An 18,602-nucleotide genomic window follows, 5' to 3' on the forward strand; every position below is an offset into this window, starting at 1 on the left:
TGCCATTATTCCGAGGGGAGATTGGCGTTTAGCCGAATAAGGAGAGATCTTGTCCGCTCTTCGCGACGCTTTTTTGTGGCAATGATCAACTGCCTGGCCGTACGCTTGGCGTAGGTTGGCAGTTGGCGACTTGATCTATGACGACCAGCCGCGCGCAACTCTGCATCCGTGAGATCGCTGTCGGCGCCCTCGGTAAATCCTCCGTGTCGGAAAGACCTAAAAGAAAGCTCCTGACGTAGGCCAGCCTCTGTGATGATGGTTTTTACCACACTACGTAGATAGCGGAGATCCTTGCGTGGGGTAATCCATGGTAGCGGGATTGCCGACTGACGATGCGCATGATCACGACGGAATACCAGACCGGAGAGGGTGGTCCTCTTGATCTCGTCGAGTTCCTCCATAAGCTCAGGAAAGAGAGGGGTGCCCGTTTCGTCTGATAGTGGCCACCAAGCCTCCTCTCCGTTCTTCGGATGCACGATTCTGACGCTATTTGGCCGCTCGCTGGGTCGATAATGCGAAATGTCGAAGGCGCCAAACACGTGCTGCTCTCGTTGCAGCCACTCCCACGACAATAAAGCAGCTGTTGCGATCGAGCGGTAATCAAGCTTTCTCGCGGCAGCTCTGAACGCGACGAGTTCGTCCCAAGTTGCGGTCGGTGTGGGCCGTATCGGTTGCCCAGGCGGATGAGATTTTAGTCCCATCCGGGAAAACGGATTGGTCGCTGGTACGATCCTTTCTTGAGCACGCTGACCAACGAACCAAGCACGGCGACAGGCCGCCATAGCCATAGTTACATAGCGACGACGCTCGCGAACGACGACCTCTCCACTGTTATTGACTTTCGTCACAAACAATAATTTTCGATAAACTGCGTCGACGAACGCTTTGGTGAAATCGGACAACTGTTTAGACCCAACGCGACTTCCATCTTTCAGCTCGTGATTGGCGAACAGTGCGAGACTTTTTGTGTAGTGCCGCTGTGTAGCGCTTTCGATTTCGGTCCACTTCTGGTGAGCTTGGAAGACGCCGACGAGCCAATCGAACGTGCCGGGTTCGATAGTCGCCGGCATGATGTCGCTTAGACCCCGTGAGTGCCAACTGTCGAACGCCGGCAAAAGGACTTTCTCTACCCGCTCGACGGCACTTGCGTAATCGCAGCCTAGAGCTTCAGGGTTTAAATCGCAGCCCTGTCGACGAGCCCAGGTTGGGGGTTCAAAATAGTAGGCTATTCTATTCTTCGCCAATATTTTGCGGCGACAGTACCGAGGCAGACGCGGTGCCTTCCCAAGCGATATCACACCAGGCATAAAAGATCCTCCCCCTGCTTAAGATCTCCTTTTCCGATCGACGCTGCGAAGTGATCCATAGTCGCCTTCGACCAAACTGGCTGGCGCAGGCGCCCTGTTCCGCGAAAGCCGATTGGCGGGGACCCGCGATGTCCAGACACCATCCTCGGGCGCGCACCGGTGAGGATCGGGCAAGCCTTTATGACGACATCACCAACAAGATCATCGCCGAGCTGGAGGCTGGGCCACCGAATGGATCGGTGCCATCCTGGCGCGGGAAAAGGTCGAGATCACCCCAGAGGTCAAGGACCATCTGTGGTCGTCCCTGACGTCTCTCGCGTCGGCGCCAATACAGGAGCGCACCCTGACGGGCCTGTCAGTCCTCCTGCAATCGAACTTCTTGAAGCGTGCTCTTCAACCCTATTGCCTTGGCGGTTCGTCCGGGCGCTTGCTTGATGCTGAATTCGAGCGCCTTGGCGAGTCCTCCGTCCAGGCGTTCGAGACTGAAGGCTTGATCGGAACGAGCGCGGCCCCAGCAGTGCTGGCCTACCTCTTTCATCGCATTGGAGATCGGCTCGACGGCCGTCCCACGCTTCTCATTGTCGATGAAGGGTGGCTCGCCCTCGACGATGACGATTTTGCCGGCCAGCTCCGGGAATGGCTAAAGACGCTTCGCAAGAAGAGTGCGTCCGTCATCTTCGCCACCCAGTCGCTTTCGGACATTGATGGCTCAGCGATCGCACCCGCGATCATCGAAAGCTGCGCAACACGCCTGTTGCTGCCGAACGAGCGGGCCATCGAGCCGCAGATCACAGCCATCTACCGCCGCTTCGGCCTCAATGACCGCCAGATCGAGCTTCTGAGCCGGGCAACGCCCAAGCGTGACTATTACTGTCAGTCCCGTCGCGGCAACCGGATGTTCGAGCTCGGCCTCGGTGAGGTTGCACTCGCATTCACAGCGGCCTCTTCCAAGACAGACCAGGCGGCCATCGCACAGCTCCTCGCCGAGCATGGACCTGACGGCTTCGTGCCTGCCTGGCTCCAGCATCGCGGCGCCGCCTGGGCCGCGGACCTAATTCCCAGTCTCGTCAATCTGGAGAAGCCGCAATGAGGCGCCTTGGTCTATTCGCCGCCGCTGGCACGATCGCCCTGACGGTTTGCGTCGTGGCGCCCGCACGAGCGCAGTGGATCGTGTTCGATCCCAACAATTACGTCCAGAACGTGCTGACCGCCGCGCGCGAGCTGCAGCAGATCAGCAATCAGATCACCTCGTTGCAAAACGAAGCGCAGATGCTGATCAATCAGGCGAGGAATCTGGCAAGCCTGCCGTATTCCTCGCTCCAGCAACTGCAATCCTCGATACAGCGGACCCAGCAATTGCTGGCACAGGCCCAGCGGATTGCCTACGACGTCCAGCAGATCGACCGCGCGTTCTCGACCAGCTATGCGCCGGCCAGCGGCAGCCAATCCAGCCAGCTGCTGATCACCAATGCTCAGTCGCGGTGGCAGAATTCTGTCGCGGCGTTGCAGGACGCGCTCCGGGTCCAGGCTGGTGTCGTCGGCAACCTCGATACCAACCGCATCCAGACATCGGCGCTCGTGACGTCGAGCCAGGGTGCCAGCGGCGCCCTACAGGCGACCCAGGCCGGCAACCAGATCCTCGCACTTCAGGCGCAGCAACTCGCCGACCTCACCGCCACTGTCGCGGCACAGGGCAGGGCGCAGAGCCTTGAAGCGGCGCAGCGCGCGGCAGCCCAGGACCAGGGGCGCGAACAGCTCCGGCGGTTTCTGACGCCGGGGCAGGGCTATCAATCCCAGGACGTGCGGATGTTCCACTGATGACCGATACAGGGCCATTCAAAGCGCTATCGCTACTCATTTCGGTCGGGGTGCTGGTCGTAGCAGGCTGCGCGATCCAGCTTCGTGGCGGAGAAAATAGCTCTGCGCCGAAGGCAGAGCAGACCAAAGACGTTGACCGGTCCGAGCTTGCGCGCTGCCGGACCGTCTCTTCCGAAGATGCAGGGGACTATCAGCATTGCCAGAAGGTATGGGCTGAAAACCGCCGCCGCTTCTTTGTCAAGCGGGACGGTGCTGCCGCTGCAGAAACCGCCGTGACACCCGTGCCAAAGGATCAGAGCCGGATGCAGCAAGGATATCCGTCCGTCGGCGTGCCCGAGGAAGCTAAGCCATGACCGGCACCGGCATCATCGACCAGTTCCTTGAGACATTCACCCGCTACATCGATAACGGGTTCGGGCTTGTGGGTGGCGAGGTCGGGTATCTCGCGACGACGCTGGCCGCCATCGACATCACGCTTGCCGCGCTATTCTGGAGCTGGGGCACGGACGAGGACGTCATTGCGCGTCTCGTCAAGAAAACGCTGTTCGTCGGGGTCTTCGCGTATCTGATCGGCAATTGGAATAGCCTCGCACGGATCGTCTTCGAGAGCTTTGCCGGTCTCGGGCTGAAAGCGTCCGGTTCAAGCCTCTCCGCGTCAGACTTCCTGCGGCCGGGAAAGATCGCCCAGGTCGGACTCGATGCCGGAAGGCCGATGCTCGATTCGATCTCGAATCTGATGGGCTACATCAGCTTCTTCGAGAACTTCGTCCAGATCGTCGTTCTCCTGTTCGCATGGGTCGTAGTGCTGCTGGCCTTCTTCATTTTGGCGATCCAGCTCTTCGTCACACTGATCGAGTTCAAGCTTACGACGTTGGCCGGCTTCGTGCTCATTCCCTTTGGCTTGTTTGGCAAGACCGCTTTCGCGGCAGAGCGGGTTCTGGGCAATGTCATATCCTCCGGAATCAAGGTCCTGGTTCTGGCCGTGATCATTGGTATCGGCTCGACCCTGTTCTCGCAGTTCACCTCCGGCTTTGCTGGCGGGCAGCCGACGATCGAAGACGCGATGACGTTGGTGCTTGCGGCGCTCTCTTTGCTGGGTCTCGGCATCTTCGGTCCCGGAATCGCAAACGGCCTAGTGTCCGGCGGACCACAACTCGGCGCCGGTGCGGCTGTCGGTACCGGACTTGCCGCTGGCGGTGTTGTGGCTGCCGGTGCGGGACTTGCCGCCGGTGGTGCTGGTCTCGCCGGCGGCACCATTGCAGGCGCCGCGCGCGGTGGCGGCGCGGTCTTCAGTGGAGTATCCGCCGCCTATCGAGCCGGAGGCCTTGCTGGCGTCCCGGAGGCCGGTGGCTCGGCCGCGATGAGCCCTTTACGCCGCGCAGCGGCTGCGCTCGGCGGGGGTGAGCATGCAGGCGAGCAGGCCGCAAGCACTTCGGCCGAAGGGCCACCCATTTGGGCGCGACGCATAAAACGTACCGAGGCCATTCGGCACGGTGCATCGGCGGCCGGCCACGCGGTCCGCTCCGGCGATCACGGTGGCAGCGGTTCTTCCGTCGATTTGTCCGATGGAGAGCGCTGACACGCAGCCGCTTCGCTTTCGCCATTCGCCTCGCCGTAGCGCCTCAGACCCGCACACTGGACGACTCGAAACCGATCACTTAACCTCAAGGGGCAAATATCGATGTTCAAACGACCGTCAGTTCACTACGGGCGAATGCCTGAGCCGACTACGCCTTACCAAAAGGCAGCTCAGGTTTGGGATGAACGCATTGGATCCGCGCGCGTGCAAGCCAGGAACTGGCGCCTGATGGCGTTTGGCTGCCTGTTGCTGTCCGCGGGGCTTGCGGGCGGACTTGTTTGGCAAGCGAACCAAGGATCAATCACTCCCTGGGTGGTCGAGGTCGATCACCTCGGCCAAGCCCAAAGGGTTGCGCCCGCCAACTTCGACTATCAGCCCACTGATGCGCAGATTGCCTACCATCTGGCTCGGTTTATCGAAGACGTCAGAAGCCTTCCCGCGGACGGGATTGTCCTACGCCAGAACTGGCTCCGGGCTTATGACTTTACGACCGATCGCGGCGCCGCCGCACTCAACGACTATGCGCGTAACAACGATCCCTTTGCCAAGTTGGGAAAGGCGCAGATCTCCGTCGAGGTCTCGAGCGTGATTCGGGCCTCCTCGGAAAGCTTTCGGGTCGCATGGACCCAGCGCACCTACGACAACGGTTCATTGAGCTCGACCGAGCGGTGGACGGCAATTCTCACCGTTGTGATCGAGACGCCGCACGATGCAGAGCGCCTGCGCAAAAATCCCCTTGGCGTCTACGTCCGTGCCATCAACTGGTCGAAGGAGTTGAGTCAGTGACCAAGATGCCGTCCGATGTTCGTTCGAAGGGTCCCATCCTGCACGTCGCGCTCAATTCCACCTGGTCTCACGTCCTGGCCGCGAAGCGAGCACTACTGTCCGTTGTTATCTGTTCATCGGCCCTCGGTGGGTGCGCGACCTACATTCCACCCGAGATCAGCTACGACGCGCAAGTTCCTCCATTGCCGTCGCCGCCAGTGCCGCTCGACGATCGATCGCGACCCCTTCACGTTCCGCCACTCTGGAAGCCGGCTCTCGGCGGCAAAACGGGAGGAAAGGAAGAGCCTGAACCGGTGAACCGCGTTGAGACGGCAAACAGCGCAGCCCGGGTCGAGCCGCGCAAGCGAGGGTATTTTAACGCGGCGCAAATCTACGCGTACAGCCCGGGGGCGCTTTATCAGATTTATGCCGCGCCGGGGCAGATCACGGATATCGCGCTTGAGCAGGGAGAGCAATTGACGGGTTCAGGACCCATCGCGGCCGGCGACACGGTACGTTGGGTTGTGGGCGATACCGAGAGCGGGAGTGGGGACACGCGACGCGTCCATATCCTGGTCAAGCCGACACGCCCATCGATCAATACTAACCTCGTCGTCAATACCGATCGGCGGACCTATTTGATTGAACTCCGCTCTCGCGAGCGGCCCTACATGCCGTCCGTCGCCTGGTATTATCCAGAGACGGTCCGTGAACGCTCGCCTTCAGCTGCTCTGAAGCCGGTTCTTCCAGATTCGGCGCAGCGTATCGCGCGCTATTCGATCGAAGGCGACAATCCTCCTTGGCGGCCGCTCGCTGCATATGACGATGGCCGCAAGGTCTATGTCGAATTCCCGGCCGGCATCGTGCAAGGTGAGATGCCGCCGCTGTTCGTGCTCGGCCCTGAGGGCAGGACCGAACTGGTCAATTATCGCGCCTACGGCAACGTGCTGATCGTCGATCGGCTCTTTGCGGCCGCCGAGCTTCGCCTCGGCGGAAAGCACCAGCAGAAGGTCAGGATTGTCAGGACCGACGGGAGGTCCTCATCATGAAAACCCTGAACGCAAATGATGAGGGGCATGCGGCTCCGACAACACCCTCGAGCGAGCCACCCGACCGATTTCGGCTGAGGGCTGAGCCTCCGCGTGTGACGCGGCTGTCGCGGAAAGTTTTAGCTGGGGGAACAGCCCTCGCGTTGCTTGTCATCAGCGGAGCCGTGTTGTGGTCCCTGCAGAGCAATTATCCCCGATCCCAGACGGCGGACGAGCTCTACAGCACCGACCATCACACCGTTGCCGATGGAATCACGACGCTGCCGAAGGACTACGCGGGCGCTGCACGGCAATTCGTCCCGCAGCTTGGTCCGCCGCTCCCTGGCGACCTTGGCCGGCCGATCCTTGCAGCTCAAGGCCAGCTGGCACCGAGCGGCGCCGATCCCGACCAACAGCGACGAGACCAGGAAGCTGAAGCCGCACGTGTCAGCCATCTGTTCGCTTCGGCCAAGGGGCAAGATGCGCGCCCCCCTACCACCACGGCTGTAGGGAGTGACCGCATCACGCCAGCGAGTCCAGGCAACAGCGACGATGGACTCACTCAGAACAGCCAGGAGAGGAAGCTTGCTTTTGTGAACGCCTCTGTGGACCGTCGTACGGTTAGCCCTGACCGCATCACCAGGCCGGCTTCACCGTATATCGTGCAGGCTGGGACAGTTATTCCGGGCGCATTGCTGACGGGGATCAGATCAGATCTTCCGGGACAAATCGCGGCGCAGGTGACGGAGAACATATACGATTCTCCAACTGGCCGCTTTTTGCTCGTGCCACAAGGAGCGAAGCTAATTGGCAGTTATGACAGCCAGGTTTCGTTCGGCCAGTCCCGCGTTCTGCTGGTCTGGACGCGGCTGATCATGCCGAACGGCCGCTCAATTGTTCTGGAGCGGCAGCCTGGTGCAGACGCCTCAGGCTACGCCGGGCTCGAAGACCAGGTCGACAATCATTGGGGTGAACTGTTCAAGGCCGCGGCACTATCGACCTTCTTGGCGGTCGGGACTGAACTTGGCGTCGGTTCGGACACCGACAGCGACGACAGCGCAATTATCCAGGCGTTGCGCCACGGCGCCTCGGATTCACTGAACCAAACCGGGCAGCAGGTAGTTCGGCGCAGCCTCAACATTCAGCCTACTCTTACCGTGCGACCCGGCTTCCCAGTTCGCGTTGTCGTCAATCGTGACCTTATACTTGCGCCTTACGGAGGGTAGGAGATGCCAAAGCTTAGAATAGGAGCGCTGCCCGACGACAAACCGGTCAAGGTCACCACTGAACTTCCGGCATCAGTGCATCGGGATCTTGTCGCCTATGCGGAGGCCATGGCGCGCGAAAGCGGGCAGCGGATCGATCCGGCAAAGCTTGTCGCGCCCATGCTGGCCCGCTTCATGGCCACGGACCGCGGATTTGCAAAAGCGAGACGGGCCGGTCACGCCCCGGGTGTTGGCGGAGGCGAGGGATAGCGTTCTGCCAACAGATTGAGGAAACGCTTCAGAGCCGGATTCTGATTGTCTTCGCGCCAATGCGCATAGAAGTCCACCCGGCTTGGTCCCGTTCCGTCCTGCAACTCTCGGTACACAACGCCAGCGAAGCTTGCGCCAATATCCGATTCCATAGCCAGACTGAGCCCCATGCCCATACTCGTAAGACTCTTGATAATGCCGCGGCTTACGTCATGGCGCTCTACCTTGGGCCGATCGTCGGGTAGTACGAGCTTCGAAATCAAAAGATCCTCGAGCTCTCGTCCTGGATCATACTCACTTAGAAGGATCTTTTCGTTACGCAAATCTGTCCAATAGACGATCTCGCGTGCCGCCAGGACATGATCCTGCGGCAGCGAGATCAGGATGCGTTCGCTCCAGAGCAATAGTGATCTTGTGTCCTTTGAAGCCGGACGTCCAGGGCTAACGACAACGTCGACGGTTCCGTTACCGAGGGCAGTCATCAAACGAAAGCGTGAGCGTTCCATCGTTGCCAGTTCAAGCCCTGGTAGCAGCTTCTTGAGCTCACCTATCGTCGCTCGCAAATTGCCGGTGGACATGGATGTGAAGAAACCGACGACAAGATGGCCAGTATCGCCGCGGCCACCGGACCTTCCGGCGTCAACGAGCATGTCGACCTGCTCCAGGATTAGCCGTGCAATGCGCAAAATTGCGCATCCGGTCAACGTAGGCTTGATACCCCCGCTTGAGCGCTCAAACAGTGAAGTGCCCACGAGGTGCTCGAGCTGACCGATAGCACGGCTGAACGCGGTGTGCTTGATTGAAAGCGCTTCCGCGGCTCGTCGAAAGCTACCGTAGTCACAAGCGGCGACCGCGAGTCGAAGCTGTTGCAGGTCAATAGCTCTCGCTGCGTTTCGCTGGTCGTTCCTGGTCTCAATTTCCGTCATGTTCATAGCTCGGTAAGCGAACCGCAAGATACCCGTCCCCGCTCTAGGCGGGGACGGGCATATCGTTTGTTGGCCTGGATCGTTCTATGCGGCCGCGGAGATTACTGGCGTCCAAAGGGCCGGTGCCGAAAGCCCGCCGGCTTTACGAAGGCTGGCCAGAGTATCGCGCGAAATCTCGAGGTAACCGGCCACGGCTAAGGTGTTACCAATGGCGGAAGGATTGCCAATGCGCCGCAGGGGCCAACTGGCTCGTCGAAGGATTCGCTCCATACGGACGTCCGTGACGGTAACGATGTCAGTGAGTTGTCTTGAGAGTCCGAACTCGACCATTCCCGCAAACAGCTCGTAAGCAGCACGAGTAAGACCATGATCTCCCTTCGGAGCATCGGCAGCAACATCGATTGCGAATCTACTACTTTCCCAAACGAGAGGAGTTGACGGCGCGGGTTGGTTTTCAAGAAGCGTAGGAAAGGTTTCGCAAAGCATGGTCGGGCCGAGTGTGGGGAGAAGGCGTACGGAACCTTGCACCTGCCCGTTGTCACATAGCTGGACTAGGTAAGCGGGATGCAGTGCATCGAAATCGTCGATCTCCATGTCGCCGCTGGTTTGAACGTCCCATGCCATGCGATGTTTGAAAACGCGATATCGTAACCGATGCATTTCGGCGAGAGTTTCGGCGAACTGGCCATACAAGGACGGTGTGATTAGCTGAATCATAGTCCCTCCAAGGGGTGTGTACATCGTCACCTTTGGACCGGATCACGGGTCTTAAGTCATTACCTGTAGTTGTAGGGGGCTGCGCCCCTAATTTTGCCCTTTTCTTTTCACGGCGGCTAAGCGGGCTACCGCTTCCACAATCGTCCGAACACCGAGTTTTTTCTTCGCGCCTTCTAGGTAGAAGGCAACCGTGTTGCGCGAGATGCCGAGAATGCATCCAATCTCCCAAGCGCTCTTGCCCCGAGCTGCCCACTCCAAGCATTCGAACTCGCGCGGGGATAGGCATGCCCCCTCTATTTCGTGTACATTTGCTAGCTTTCGGCGGGTATGAGCATGGAAATACATCGCCATAAGCTGAAGAACGCGTCCATGCGATTCGATGAACCGTTCGAATTGTGGGCGGCTCTGGTCAACGGCAAAGGTCAATGCAGCGATGGGGCCGTGGCCATCGTGAATGGGCACCGTAAAGCCAAACCGAATTCCGAATTCCGCGGCCTCTTCGAAAAGCCGATGCTGTGCTTTCGATGTGAACTTCGAGTTGAAATTAACCCCCCATCGAAAGGGCTCGGGGTTTCGGAGAGCTTCTCCGATGACGGGATCAAGCACTTGATAATTGTTTCGTAGATAGTGTGCTACCCACCGCGATGGATATGTAGAGATTAGGCGCGGTTTGCCTTTGCTTGAGTGCTGGAGAGCTAGATAGGCAAAACACGATAGGTCCAAAGCGGTCGCTGTGTCCGCCATGGCTTTGGAGAAGTCTTGGAGATCTTCTGCGGTCGCTAGGAGATCAATGAAATTTTGAAAGATGCGGTGCATCGCTGCCAAGCAAGCCGTGCATGGTGCGAGAGCAGAGATCTCGCCCAATTCGTTGATTGTGCCCACAACAAGTGACCAAAGAGCCGCGCTTCGCGGCCAGTGAAGTCAGGGCAAAACCCTCTTGTACCAAACACCACAACGTCGTGTCTCGTACAGTTTGTCTTTGCCTATTCTCATAACGACCCCGGCATTTTGTGCCGAAATCGCAGCCGTCACCCCCAAAGCGCCGAATGTGATGCGGCTATGCAACTGGCCAGGGGCCTGCATGTGCCGGGACACTGCGTTGACCGGCCAGAAAGGCCAGTTTGCCGACCAAGCTGATCATCGACCAAGAGACTCACCGGATCATCGGCGGTGTGATCGTTGGCCCGCAGGCTGGCGACATGATCGGAGAACCTGTCCGGCGATCGAGATGGGCGCCGATGCAATTGATATCAGCAAAACCATTCATCCGCATCCGACGTTCGGAGAAACAATAGGCCTTGCTGCCGAAGTACGAAGGTGTTTGCACGGATGTGTTGCGGGGAGCGAAGAGGTCGACCAAGCGCGCGAGCCACTAGAAATTCAAAACATGAGCCTGCCATCAGGTGTCTCGCTGCCGATCGTTCATATGGGACCCGAATATGGCGGGAACTTCTCGGAGGGAGGTCAAGGTACCTTTGAGCGTTCAGGAGGAGGAATTTGCCGCGGCATGTCGATACGTCGTTCTGGAGAGAAGACCTGATCTAGCAGCATCCATCGTCATTGCAGACAGCCAGCTCAGGATTGGGAATGATCCGCATGTTCGGTCGCATTTGTAGAACTCGGTCTTGCCAGATTGGTGCGAGTTCTACATCTCGCAATCGAAGGCAAGGCGATGGCGCTGGAAAAAGTGCCTAGGCTCCTGTTCGACCTGTCGAGCTTCAGAAGAAAGACGCTCCGCGCGCTAGGTAGAGACGATCGAGGACAGTACCTCGGGAAATAGGCGCGATTTCGTCAGCGCGCGATTTAAAGGAATGGACACTCATCATCGCAACGCGAACCCAGGCAGTCATCCTCGGCAGAACCCTCGGCGATTGGGAGCTCTGAATTGCAAAAGCAGGTATGGCGGCGCGGGCATTGCGAGATCTGAGCCGGGCGATGAAATGAGCTGTTCTGGACGTGCGGAGCCTGGTGATCGGGACCCTTCAAGTTTCGCGCGCGCTTTTTGGTGCAGTCGAAATCGTACCTCGCGTCAAATGCCGAAAATGGCGCTGAGAGCTGCGGACTTCAGCACAAAATGCGGTCTGATGTGCACGATAGTATGCTGCCGGATGTCGTTCGTTAGATTTCCGCGATCGAATTCTGCATTCGGCGTTTGCGAAAGATATCCGATCTTTCGTTTCCTCCCTCTACTTGGCCCGGCGCGATCGGCGGGCCCTTTCTCAAGGTCTGGCTACATCTGGTGCCGCGGCGAAACGGCGCTATTTCGCGATTCTTGCTTGCGCTTACGGTAACAAACGCTAGTTGTTTCTATGCTCCGGACCAGACTACGAATCTAAGGGGCGGACGTTCGAATCGTTCCGGGCGCGCCATTCAGCTTTGCTTTCATTAAATTTTCTTGGCTCCGGCTGAACGCGTTACCGAGCGTTACCGTAGAACGTCCATGGTGTTTGGCGGTGCGTTGCGGTTTCCAACATTGACTTGCACCGTCGCAGTCGTTCCGACGATCAGGCGATCGACATCTTTGCGCGGGATGCGGACCCGAAGCGGAATGCGCTGGGCGAGCCTGACCCAGGAGAACGATGGATTGACGCTGGCGAGCAGGCTTGACCCCAAACTTCGATCGCGGTCCTCGATTCCGCCAGCGATACTCTCGACCCGACCGCTCAGCGTCGTTCCGCTCATCAGCTTCACCTCAACGGCGTCACCGAGGTGGATCCGCGGGATCTTGGTCTCCTCGAAATAGCCTTCGACACGCACGGTGTCGATGTCGATCAGCGCCATGATGCCGCGCCCCGCGGCGAGATAGGTGCCGGGCCGTAAATCGAAATTGGTCACGCGGCCGTTCGCGGGCGCCCGGATTTCGGATCGATCGAGATCGAGCCGCGCGATCTGAAGGTCGGCCACGGCCTCACCATAAAGCGCCTTGGCTTGCAAATCTGTAGCGCGGATCGTCTCGCGCTGTTGCTGCGACACGACACCTTCGCTCAGCTTCTCGTATCGTGCGCGGTCGCTCGCTGCCTTCTCCGCGGCGGCTTCGCGGTTGGCCAGAGACGCCTCTGCTTGTTGGACGGCGAGGCGGAAACGGTCGGGATTCAGCCGCAGCAAGATATCGCCCTTGCGGACGACCTGATTGTCCCGGACCAGCACCTCGTCGACCAGCCCGGAGACATCGGCGGCAACGGCGATGATGTCGGCGCGGACGCGGCCGTCCCGTGTCCATGGCGCCGCCTCATAATGCTCCCACATGCCGATGCTGACCGGTGCCGCGACGCTCACCATCAGGACAGTGAGCATCATGCGGGGAAACATCGAACTCATCGTTGTCATAGCGGCAGCTTTCCCAGAACAGCGTAGAAGATCTTGGTCAGAATGACGAAGACGGCGAAGTCGAACAGCGCGGGGTGCCACGCATACCTTCGAATATGGACGCCGATGAATTTGCGGTTGGCCGCGGAGGCGATAGAGCAGGCCGCGAGCGCACAAGCACAGGCCAGCGCAAACGTCGGAACGTAGACGCCGGCAATGGCGATTTCCTCGTTCATGGCATGGCCTTTCTGGACAAAGCATGAGCATCCGGAAACATCGTCCGACGCAGGCCGATCAGCGCGAGCGTTCGCTGCTGGCAGGCGGTCGTGTCTTTGCGCGTGTCGCACAGCGCGTTGTCGATCGCGGCCAGAAGGGCGCGCGCATCGTCAGGCTTCAGTTTCGCGTTGCCGCGGGCCAGCCAGCGGAATGCCTGCGACAGCATCGGCAGAAGCTGCTGGAGGCCAGGGTCGCTGCGCGCGTCCTCGTGCACTGCGGCTTGCCTGAGCGCGAGCAGATCGAGGCCGATTTGCAGCGCGGCCAAAGGACGGGCTTCCACCGCGATGTCCGTCGTCGCGCCAGCCAGCCGAGGGATCACCAGGCCGAATCGATCAAGCATGATGCTGGTCCATCTGGCGCGGCTCATCGGCCGCCGTGCAGCAGCCAGCCTCGCCAGACCGGACCAGCCGTGGCGCAGCAGACGCTGCGCCGCTCCCGATGCCGACAGTGAACGCAGCAATCGAATTGCGATGAACGCTGTGAGAAGTCCGATCATCGCAGCCGCATTGCTATTGATGAACAGAGCGAAGTCGGCGCTGAATTTGTTCTGGAGGTCGAGCGCGCTGATCAGTCCGAGACCGAGCGCCAGCGCCTTGACGAAATGCCGGGGATTGGCCTGCAGATAGCCGATCACCAGAAAGGTCGGCGCCAGCGAGAACACCAGCATCGGAAAGCCGGTGATGGCCGGGAAGATCACGAACAGGTAGATCGCGGCGATCGGCAGGCAGGCCAGCGTCCAGAGCGCGGAGCAAATCAGCGTTGGCGCGGGATCGTCGAGGCTGCTGTAGAGCGCCGCGGCGATGGCGGCGATTTGCGTGGCGACGCCGCCTTCCGGCCAGGCCGTCGTGATCCAGACCGTGCAGCAGCCGAGCACGGCGACGCCAAGAGCCACGACCGACAGAACGGCAAGGCCGGGATCGCTGTGCAGGCGTCGCCTCACGTGTCGATCCCGCAGGCCAGCTTGGCTCCAAATGGCAGGGTGAGCACCGCTGTGCAATGCGCGCGACAGGTTTCGCGCGGCAGCCAGCGCTTCGATCAGCGTGGCCAATCTGGCCGCGGTTCCGGCCTCGATCAGCCGATCCCATTCGCTGCGATCGTTGCAACAGGTCGCTTCGAACGATGTGCACTTTCTGATCAGTTCGTCGGAAGTGGCCGGTGATCGCTCCGGCGCACGTGTCCAGTCGGCGAGTTCAGACAGCAGGTGGTTCAACTCGGCCGAGCGCCGCTCTCCCAAGGCGGCGAGTCCGTCCTCCACCGACAGCAGCATCGGCAAGACCAATGCGAGCTGGTCCTGCACGGCACCGATGGCGCGCAGGTCCGGCTTGCTCGCGGCGGTGTCGTAGCGCAGGTGCGTCGACAGGATCTCGATTTGCGTGATGTCCGCAGCGAGCTTCCAGCGCCCCGTATTCGGTGCCTTGTCGACGCGCGCGCAGAGCACATCGGTGGTCCGGGCGAAGGCGTCCGACAATGCGGCGCAGAGGGATTTCAGCACAGAAGTAGTGACGTCGCGCGGGAACAGCAGGGTGTGCACCAGGGTCGCACAGCCGATGCCGAGCAGGATCTCCTCGACACGCGACAGCGCGGTCACAAATACCATCGCCGGAACGTGGACGCTCGAGAACGCGATTGTCGTCGCGGTGTAGCCTGCCAGCAGGAAAGCATAGCTGCGCGGCGTGCGGTCCTGCAAGGAGATATAGAGGCAGAGTCCGGCCCATGCGGTAACGGCAACCGACAATAACGCGGGTTGATCGACCAGGATCGGGACCAGCGCCAGCGCCGCGCAGGCGCCCAGCAATGTCCCGACAAAGCGGTAGACGGCGCGTGACCGAACCGCGCCGGCGAACGGCTGTGCGGTCAGATAGACCGTGAGCATCGCCCAATACGGCCGCTCCAATCCGAGCCGGAAGGCAAAATAGATCGCGAGTATTGCCGCGATGAAGGAGTTCGCCGAGAACAGCGCCCATTTCGGATCGAGCCGGCCGGGCGCTGCTGCTGCGAGAAGCCGAGACAGAAATGGTGAAGGCATGATGTGATCGTCCGTGAAGCACGGAGACCATAGGCGTTGCTGCGTCGAGAGATTTTCGTTATTCTGCCAATTAATTGCTAAAGGATGACAATGCGCGGCACGCTCTATCAGCACTATCGGCGGTTCGATCCTGACATTTTGGACCGTCCGATCGTGGCCGGCATGGTGGATACCCGGGAGCAGGAGGACGAACTGCCGGTTCATATCCATCGCAAGGGACAGCTCGTCCTCGCCCAGCGCGGCGGTGTGACGTGCGAAGTGCCGAGCGGCCTGTGGATGGTCCCGCCGCGCTGCGGCGTCTGGATTCCCGGCGGTATGCCCCACAGCAATCGCGTCAGCGGCAACGCCAGCCTGCTGTTTCTCTATGTGGACATGGATGCGGCGAGCGTGCCGCAGGAATGCTGCACGCTGTCGATCTCACCGCTGTTGCACGAGCTGATCCATCGGTTGGCGACGCTGCCCCCGCTCTACGATCCCGACGGCCCGCCCGCGCAGATCGCCGCGGTGCTCCTCAACGAGTTGATCGCCATGCCGACCGAACGGCTGCATCTTCCGATCACGCGGAGTTCGAAACTGCGTATGATCGCCGATGCCTTGATGGACAATCCGGCCGACCGTAGGACCGTGGCGGAGTGGGCGCAAGCCGTCGCGCTCGGCGAGCGGACGCTGATGCGCATTGTGCTCGCCGAGACCGGCATGACCTTCAGTCGCTGGCGTCAGCAGCTTCAGATCATCGTCGCCATCCAGAAATTGTCTGCTGGCAACACGGTTCAGTCCGTGTCCGAGGCGCTCGGCTACGAGTCGGTGAGTGCGTTCATCACCATGTTCAAGAAGGCGCTTGGCAAATCGCCGGCGCGCTACTTCTCCGAGCGCGAGGCCGGCCAGGCTGGCCCGGGGGAGACCTGCCGCGAGACGAACTGCAAGCTTCGCCGGATGCCTGAGGTGCGGGACGCGCTTAATGGACTTTCGCAACGCGGATGGCTGGAGTTAGAGCGCTTCGTTTCGGACGATCTCGATGCCGAAGCCTGACAGTCCCTTGAAGTGATGCGTCGACGACGTGAGGTGACGGATGGAGCTGATCTTGAGATCCCGCAGGATCTGGGCGCCGACGCCGATCTCGCGCCATTGCCGATTACGGTCGTCTTCGCGCGAACTGATCGGGCCTAGCGGCGCAGGCGGAACGCCCGCCGCGCCGTCGCGCAGATAGACGAGCACGCCGCTGCCATTGTCCTTGAAGCGTTGCAGAATGACGTTCATCTTGGCCTGTTCCTGACCCGAGAACAAATCGCGCAGGATGTGGGGTTTGTAGAAGCGCGTAAGGACGTTGGTGCCGTCGCCCAGTTCTCCGTAGATATAGGCGACGTGATGAATGGGGTCGAACGGCGAGCGATACGAATAGCCCTGGAGCGGGCCGATCGGGCTCTCCGCCGTGACGCTCGAGACGCGCTCGATCAGCGTCTCGCGGGCCTGCCGGAAGCTGATGAGGTCTGCGATGGTGACCTGTTTCAGCTTGTGCTTGTCGGCGAAAGCGGCGACTTGCGGCCCCTTCATCACCGAGCCATCGTCGTTCATCAGTTCGCTGATGACGCCGACCGGCTCGAGACCTGCCAGTCTGCACAGGTCGACGGCGGCCTCGGTGTGACCCGAGCGCATGAGTACGCCCCCTTCTTTTGCGATCAGCGGGAAGACGTGTCCCGGCCGGCAAAAATCGCCGGCGCCAGCGTTGGGGTTGGCGAGTGCACGGCAGCACGAGGCCCGCTCTTCGGCCGAGATGCCCGTACCGTTATCCGGCCGGTAGTCCACTGACACGGTGAACGCCGTGGTGTGAGCCGAGTCGTTGTTGACAACCATCGGGTCAAGCCGCAGGCGTCTCGCGTCTTCGAGGGTAATCGGAGCGCAGACGATTCCCGATGTATGGCGAATGATGAAGGCCATCTTCTCAGCGGTACACCGCGAGGCGGCAACGATGAGGTCCCCTTCGCCCTCGCGATCGTCGTCGTCGGTGACCACGACGATTTCGCCGTCGGCGAGCGCCTGCAGGGCCGCTTCGATCACACCCGTCATCTCGGTCGCTCTGCTCGCTGGAACCGACGGGTGCTCGCGTTGGGTCTTGTGCGGATTGTCAGGCTCGCAGCGCCGCTCGAGCACTCTGCCGATCTTAACTTCACCATTATTGTCAACTGGCCGGAGCGCATGGCGGGGCGCCTCATAGTCTTTCCACGCTGTAGCTGGGACGATTGGTGTCCAGCCCGATCGGCGCATCGGACAGCAAAGGACCAGTTGGGTCGTATCGGGGTCTTGGTGAGCGCTCCAGAGGGCGCGAGGGGTTGGCGCAAGCCTTGACGGTGACCGGCCGATTGGTGTCGATCGGCAGCACGGTCTTGTACGAAATGCGCTTGAGGGCCAGATTTGATCGAATGCTGCTGACGCCGGGGATGCGGGATAGTTTGTTGACAATCAGGTCTTCGAGATCTTCGATGTCGGCCGCCATGACGCGGAGCATGTAGTCGCTCTCACCGGTCATGAGATAGCATTCCATTACCTGGGCCAGCCGGTCGATGGATCGTGTGAAATTCTCGAGGGACGTCTGGACCTGCTTTTCCAGCTTGATCTGGATGAAAGCCGTTACACCAATGCCGAGCACGGCGGGATCGAGAAGGGCGATCCGTCGATCGATCACACCGAGCTTTTCGAGTGTTCTGACGCGTGCCAGACACGGCGACGGCGAGAGATTCACGCGTGATGCGAGCTCGACATTGGTCAAGCTCGCATTCTGCTGGAGCTCGTTGAGGATCTTGATATCTATTCTGTCGAGAGAGGTCGTTGACATCGCGTATCTCCCAATTATGGCAGTCTTCTGCGGCGTGTATCACCGTCGTTTGCGGGGTGATGACAATCGCGTGGTAAAAGCTAACCGCAATTGCGCTTGTGGGATTTCGACAAATCATCGACTTATATTGAAAAACCGTCAACCTTCGCATTGTGCATTGCGATCAGGAGGTTAGTTGCCTACTTCTGATACATTTTTTGCCTATGCGATATGCAGGCCGACGTTGATCCGCGGATTCGGTCAAGATGTAATGCCCGCCGCTCCATCGATTGGCTCCCCATGTCACTTGACGGGATGTGCAGCAGAGCTCGATGTCGAGAGCTGCCCTGTTTCGTACAACCGCCTGTCGTCGCGTGTGGCCCTGGTCCCACTTCGCTGACCACGCCGCGGGCGTTGCGTGAGACAAAAGGTTCGGCAGCAACGACGCCCACCCTCGTCAACCAGAAAATGGCAAAGATCGGCCGGATGCAGAGTTGGATCTAGCACTACTTTGGCAGATTGTTGATTTTGCCGCGATTTATAGGATTCCCGAATCAATTGTTCAATGAT

17 protein-coding genes and 3 pseudogenes are annotated in these 18,602 nt (G+C 60.0%); 11 read left to right on the top strand and 9 right to left on the bottom strand.

Annotated elements, in window-relative coordinates; translation table 11 throughout:
* Window positions 1–5 precede the first annotated feature (5 nt).
* Complete coding sequence (locus tag IVB13_RS09175; RefSeq protein ID WP_247488513.1) at window positions 6–1,070, bottom strand: hypothetical protein; 1,065 nt, start codon at window positions 1,068–1,070, stop codon at window positions 6–8.
* Between the two features lie 365 nt (window positions 1,071–1,435).
* On the opposite strand from IVB13_RS09175, the pseudogene IVB13_RS09180 reads away from it, so the two are divergent.
* The 9 genes and pseudogenes from IVB13_RS09180 to IVB13_RS09220 all read left to right on the top strand — a co-directional run.
* Window positions 1,436–1,531, top strand: a pseudogene (locus IVB13_RS09180) (antirestriction protein ArdC); the annotation flags it as partial.
* A pseudogene (locus IVB13_RS09185) lies at window positions 1,525–2,397 on the top strand (conjugal transfer protein TrbE); the annotation flags it as partial. The pseudogenes IVB13_RS09180 and IVB13_RS09185, both read left to right, overlap by 7 nt.
* On the top strand, window positions 2,394–3,125 hold the full coding sequence (gene trbJ, locus IVB13_RS09190; RefSeq protein ID WP_247398410.1) for a P-type conjugative transfer protein TrbJ: 732 nt from the start codon (window positions 2,394–2,396) through the stop codon (window positions 3,123–3,125). The pseudogene IVB13_RS09185 and the gene trbJ, both read left to right, overlap by 4 nt.
* Window positions 3,125–3,478: a putative entry exclusion protein TrbK-alt gene (gene trbK-alt, locus IVB13_RS09195; RefSeq protein WP_247385453.1), complete on the top strand. Its 354-nt coding sequence runs from the start codon at window positions 3,125–3,127 to the stop codon at window positions 3,476–3,478. The genes trbJ and trbK-alt overlap by 1 nt, the downstream gene beginning before the upstream one ends.
* A complete protein-coding gene (gene trbL, locus IVB13_RS09200) occupies window positions 3,475–4,704 on the top strand; it encodes a P-type conjugative transfer protein TrbL (RefSeq protein ID WP_247488514.1) in 1,230 nt (409 codons plus the stop codon). The genes trbK-alt and trbL overlap by 4 nt, the downstream gene beginning before the upstream one ends.
* A 102-nt stretch (window positions 4,705–4,806) precedes the next feature.
* A complete protein-coding gene (gene trbF, locus IVB13_RS09205; RefSeq protein ID WP_247385448.1) occupies window positions 4,807–5,490 on the top strand; it encodes a conjugal transfer protein TrbF in 684 nt (227 codons plus the stop codon).
* Window positions 5,487–6,518: a P-type conjugative transfer protein TrbG gene (gene trbG, locus IVB13_RS09210; RefSeq protein ID WP_247385446.1), complete on the top strand. Its 1,032-nt coding sequence runs from the start codon at window positions 5,487–5,489 to the stop codon at window positions 6,516–6,518. The genes trbF and trbG overlap by 4 nt, the downstream gene beginning before the upstream one ends.
* On the top strand, window positions 6,515–7,723 hold the full coding sequence (locus IVB13_RS09215) for a TrbI/VirB10 family protein (protein ID WP_247488517.1): 1,209 nt from the start codon (window positions 6,515–6,517) through the stop codon (window positions 7,721–7,723). The genes trbG and IVB13_RS09215 overlap by 4 nt, the downstream gene beginning before the upstream one ends.
* Before the next feature lie 3 nt (window positions 7,724–7,726).
* Window positions 7,727–7,972 carry a DUF2274 domain-containing protein gene (locus IVB13_RS09220; protein ID WP_007594481.1) on the top strand — a complete coding sequence of 82 codons (246 nt, stop codon included), beginning with the start codon at window positions 7,727–7,729 and terminating at the stop codon, window positions 7,970–7,972.
* On the opposite strand, the gene IVB13_RS09225 is transcribed toward IVB13_RS09220, so the two are convergent.
* The 3 genes from IVB13_RS09225 to IVB13_RS09235 all read right to left on the bottom strand — a co-directional run bounded on the left by IVB13_RS09225 (window position 7,939) and on the right by IVB13_RS09235 (window position 10,431).
* Window positions 7,939–8,898 (bottom strand): LysR family transcriptional regulator, encoded by a 960-nt coding sequence (locus IVB13_RS09225; protein WP_247385442.1) that lies wholly within the window; start codon window positions 8,896–8,898, stop codon window positions 7,939–7,941. The genes IVB13_RS09220 and IVB13_RS09225 overlap by 34 nt on opposite strands.
* Window positions 8,899–8,982: 84 nt before the next feature.
* Window positions 8,983–9,615 carry an acyl-homoserine-lactone synthase gene (locus tag IVB13_RS09230; protein WP_247385440.1) on the bottom strand — a complete coding sequence of 211 codons (633 nt, stop codon included), beginning with the start codon at window positions 9,613–9,615 and terminating at the stop codon, window positions 8,983–8,985.
* An 87-nt stretch (window positions 9,616–9,702) separates the two neighbouring features.
* On the bottom strand, window positions 9,703–10,431 hold the full coding sequence (locus IVB13_RS09235) for a LuxR family transcriptional regulator (protein WP_247488526.1): 729 nt from the start codon (window positions 10,429–10,431) through the stop codon (window positions 9,703–9,705).
* A gap of 311 nt (window positions 10,432–10,742) precedes the next feature.
* Between IVB13_RS09235 and IVB13_RS09240 the strand changes: the two are divergent.
* A pseudogene (locus IVB13_RS09240) lies at window positions 10,743–10,991 on the top strand (dihydrolipoyl dehydrogenase); the annotation flags it as partial.
* A gap of 1,048 nt (window positions 10,992–12,039) precedes the next feature.
* On the opposite strand, the gene IVB13_RS09245 reads toward IVB13_RS09240, so the two are convergent.
* The 3 genes from IVB13_RS09245 to IVB13_RS09255 are packed head-to-tail and all read right to left on the bottom strand — an operon-like array spanning window position 12,040 to window position 15,223.
* Entirely contained in the window at window positions 12,040–12,942 is a 903-nt protein-coding gene (locus IVB13_RS09245; protein ID WP_247488519.1) for an HlyD family secretion protein, read from the bottom strand.
* Complete coding sequence (locus IVB13_RS09250; protein WP_247385436.1) at window positions 12,939–13,157, bottom strand: DUF1656 domain-containing protein; 219 nt, start codon at window positions 13,155–13,157, stop codon at window positions 12,939–12,941. The genes IVB13_RS09245 and IVB13_RS09250 overlap by 4 nt, the downstream gene beginning before the upstream one ends.
* Window positions 13,154–15,223 (bottom strand): FUSC family protein, encoded by a 2,070-nt coding sequence (locus IVB13_RS09255; protein ID WP_247488521.1) that lies wholly within the window; start codon window positions 15,221–15,223, stop codon window positions 13,154–13,156. The genes IVB13_RS09250 and IVB13_RS09255 overlap by 4 nt, the downstream gene beginning before the upstream one ends.
* Before the next feature lie 90 nt (window positions 15,224–15,313).
* On the opposite strand from IVB13_RS09255, the gene IVB13_RS09260 reads away from it, so the two are divergent.
* Window positions 15,314–16,252 (top strand): helix-turn-helix transcriptional regulator, encoded by a 939-nt coding sequence (locus IVB13_RS09260; RefSeq protein ID WP_247385434.1) that lies wholly within the window; start codon window positions 15,314–15,316, stop codon window positions 16,250–16,252.
* On the opposite strand, the gene ribB is transcribed toward IVB13_RS09260, so the two are convergent.
* Together ribB and IVB13_RS09270 are read right to left on the bottom strand one after the other, a co-directional pair.
* Window positions 16,211–17,287 carry a 3,4-dihydroxy-2-butanone-4-phosphate synthase gene (gene ribB / locus IVB13_RS09265; protein WP_247385477.1) on the bottom strand — a complete coding sequence of 359 codons (1,077 nt, stop codon included), beginning with the start codon at window positions 17,285–17,287 and terminating at the stop codon, window positions 16,211–16,213. The two genes, IVB13_RS09260 and ribB, sit on opposite strands and share 42 nt — an antisense overlap.
* 142 nt (window positions 17,288–17,429) lie before the next feature.
* Entirely contained in the window at window positions 17,430–18,053 is a 624-nt protein-coding gene (locus IVB13_RS09270) for an Lrp/AsnC family transcriptional regulator (RefSeq protein WP_007594470.1), read from the bottom strand.
* Window positions 18,054–18,602 lie beyond the last annotated feature (549 nt).

This window comes from Bradyrhizobium sp. 17 (assembly GCF_023073515.1).
Lineage (GTDB): Bacteria > Pseudomonadota > Alphaproteobacteria > Rhizobiales > Xanthobacteraceae > Bradyrhizobium > Bradyrhizobium canariense_D.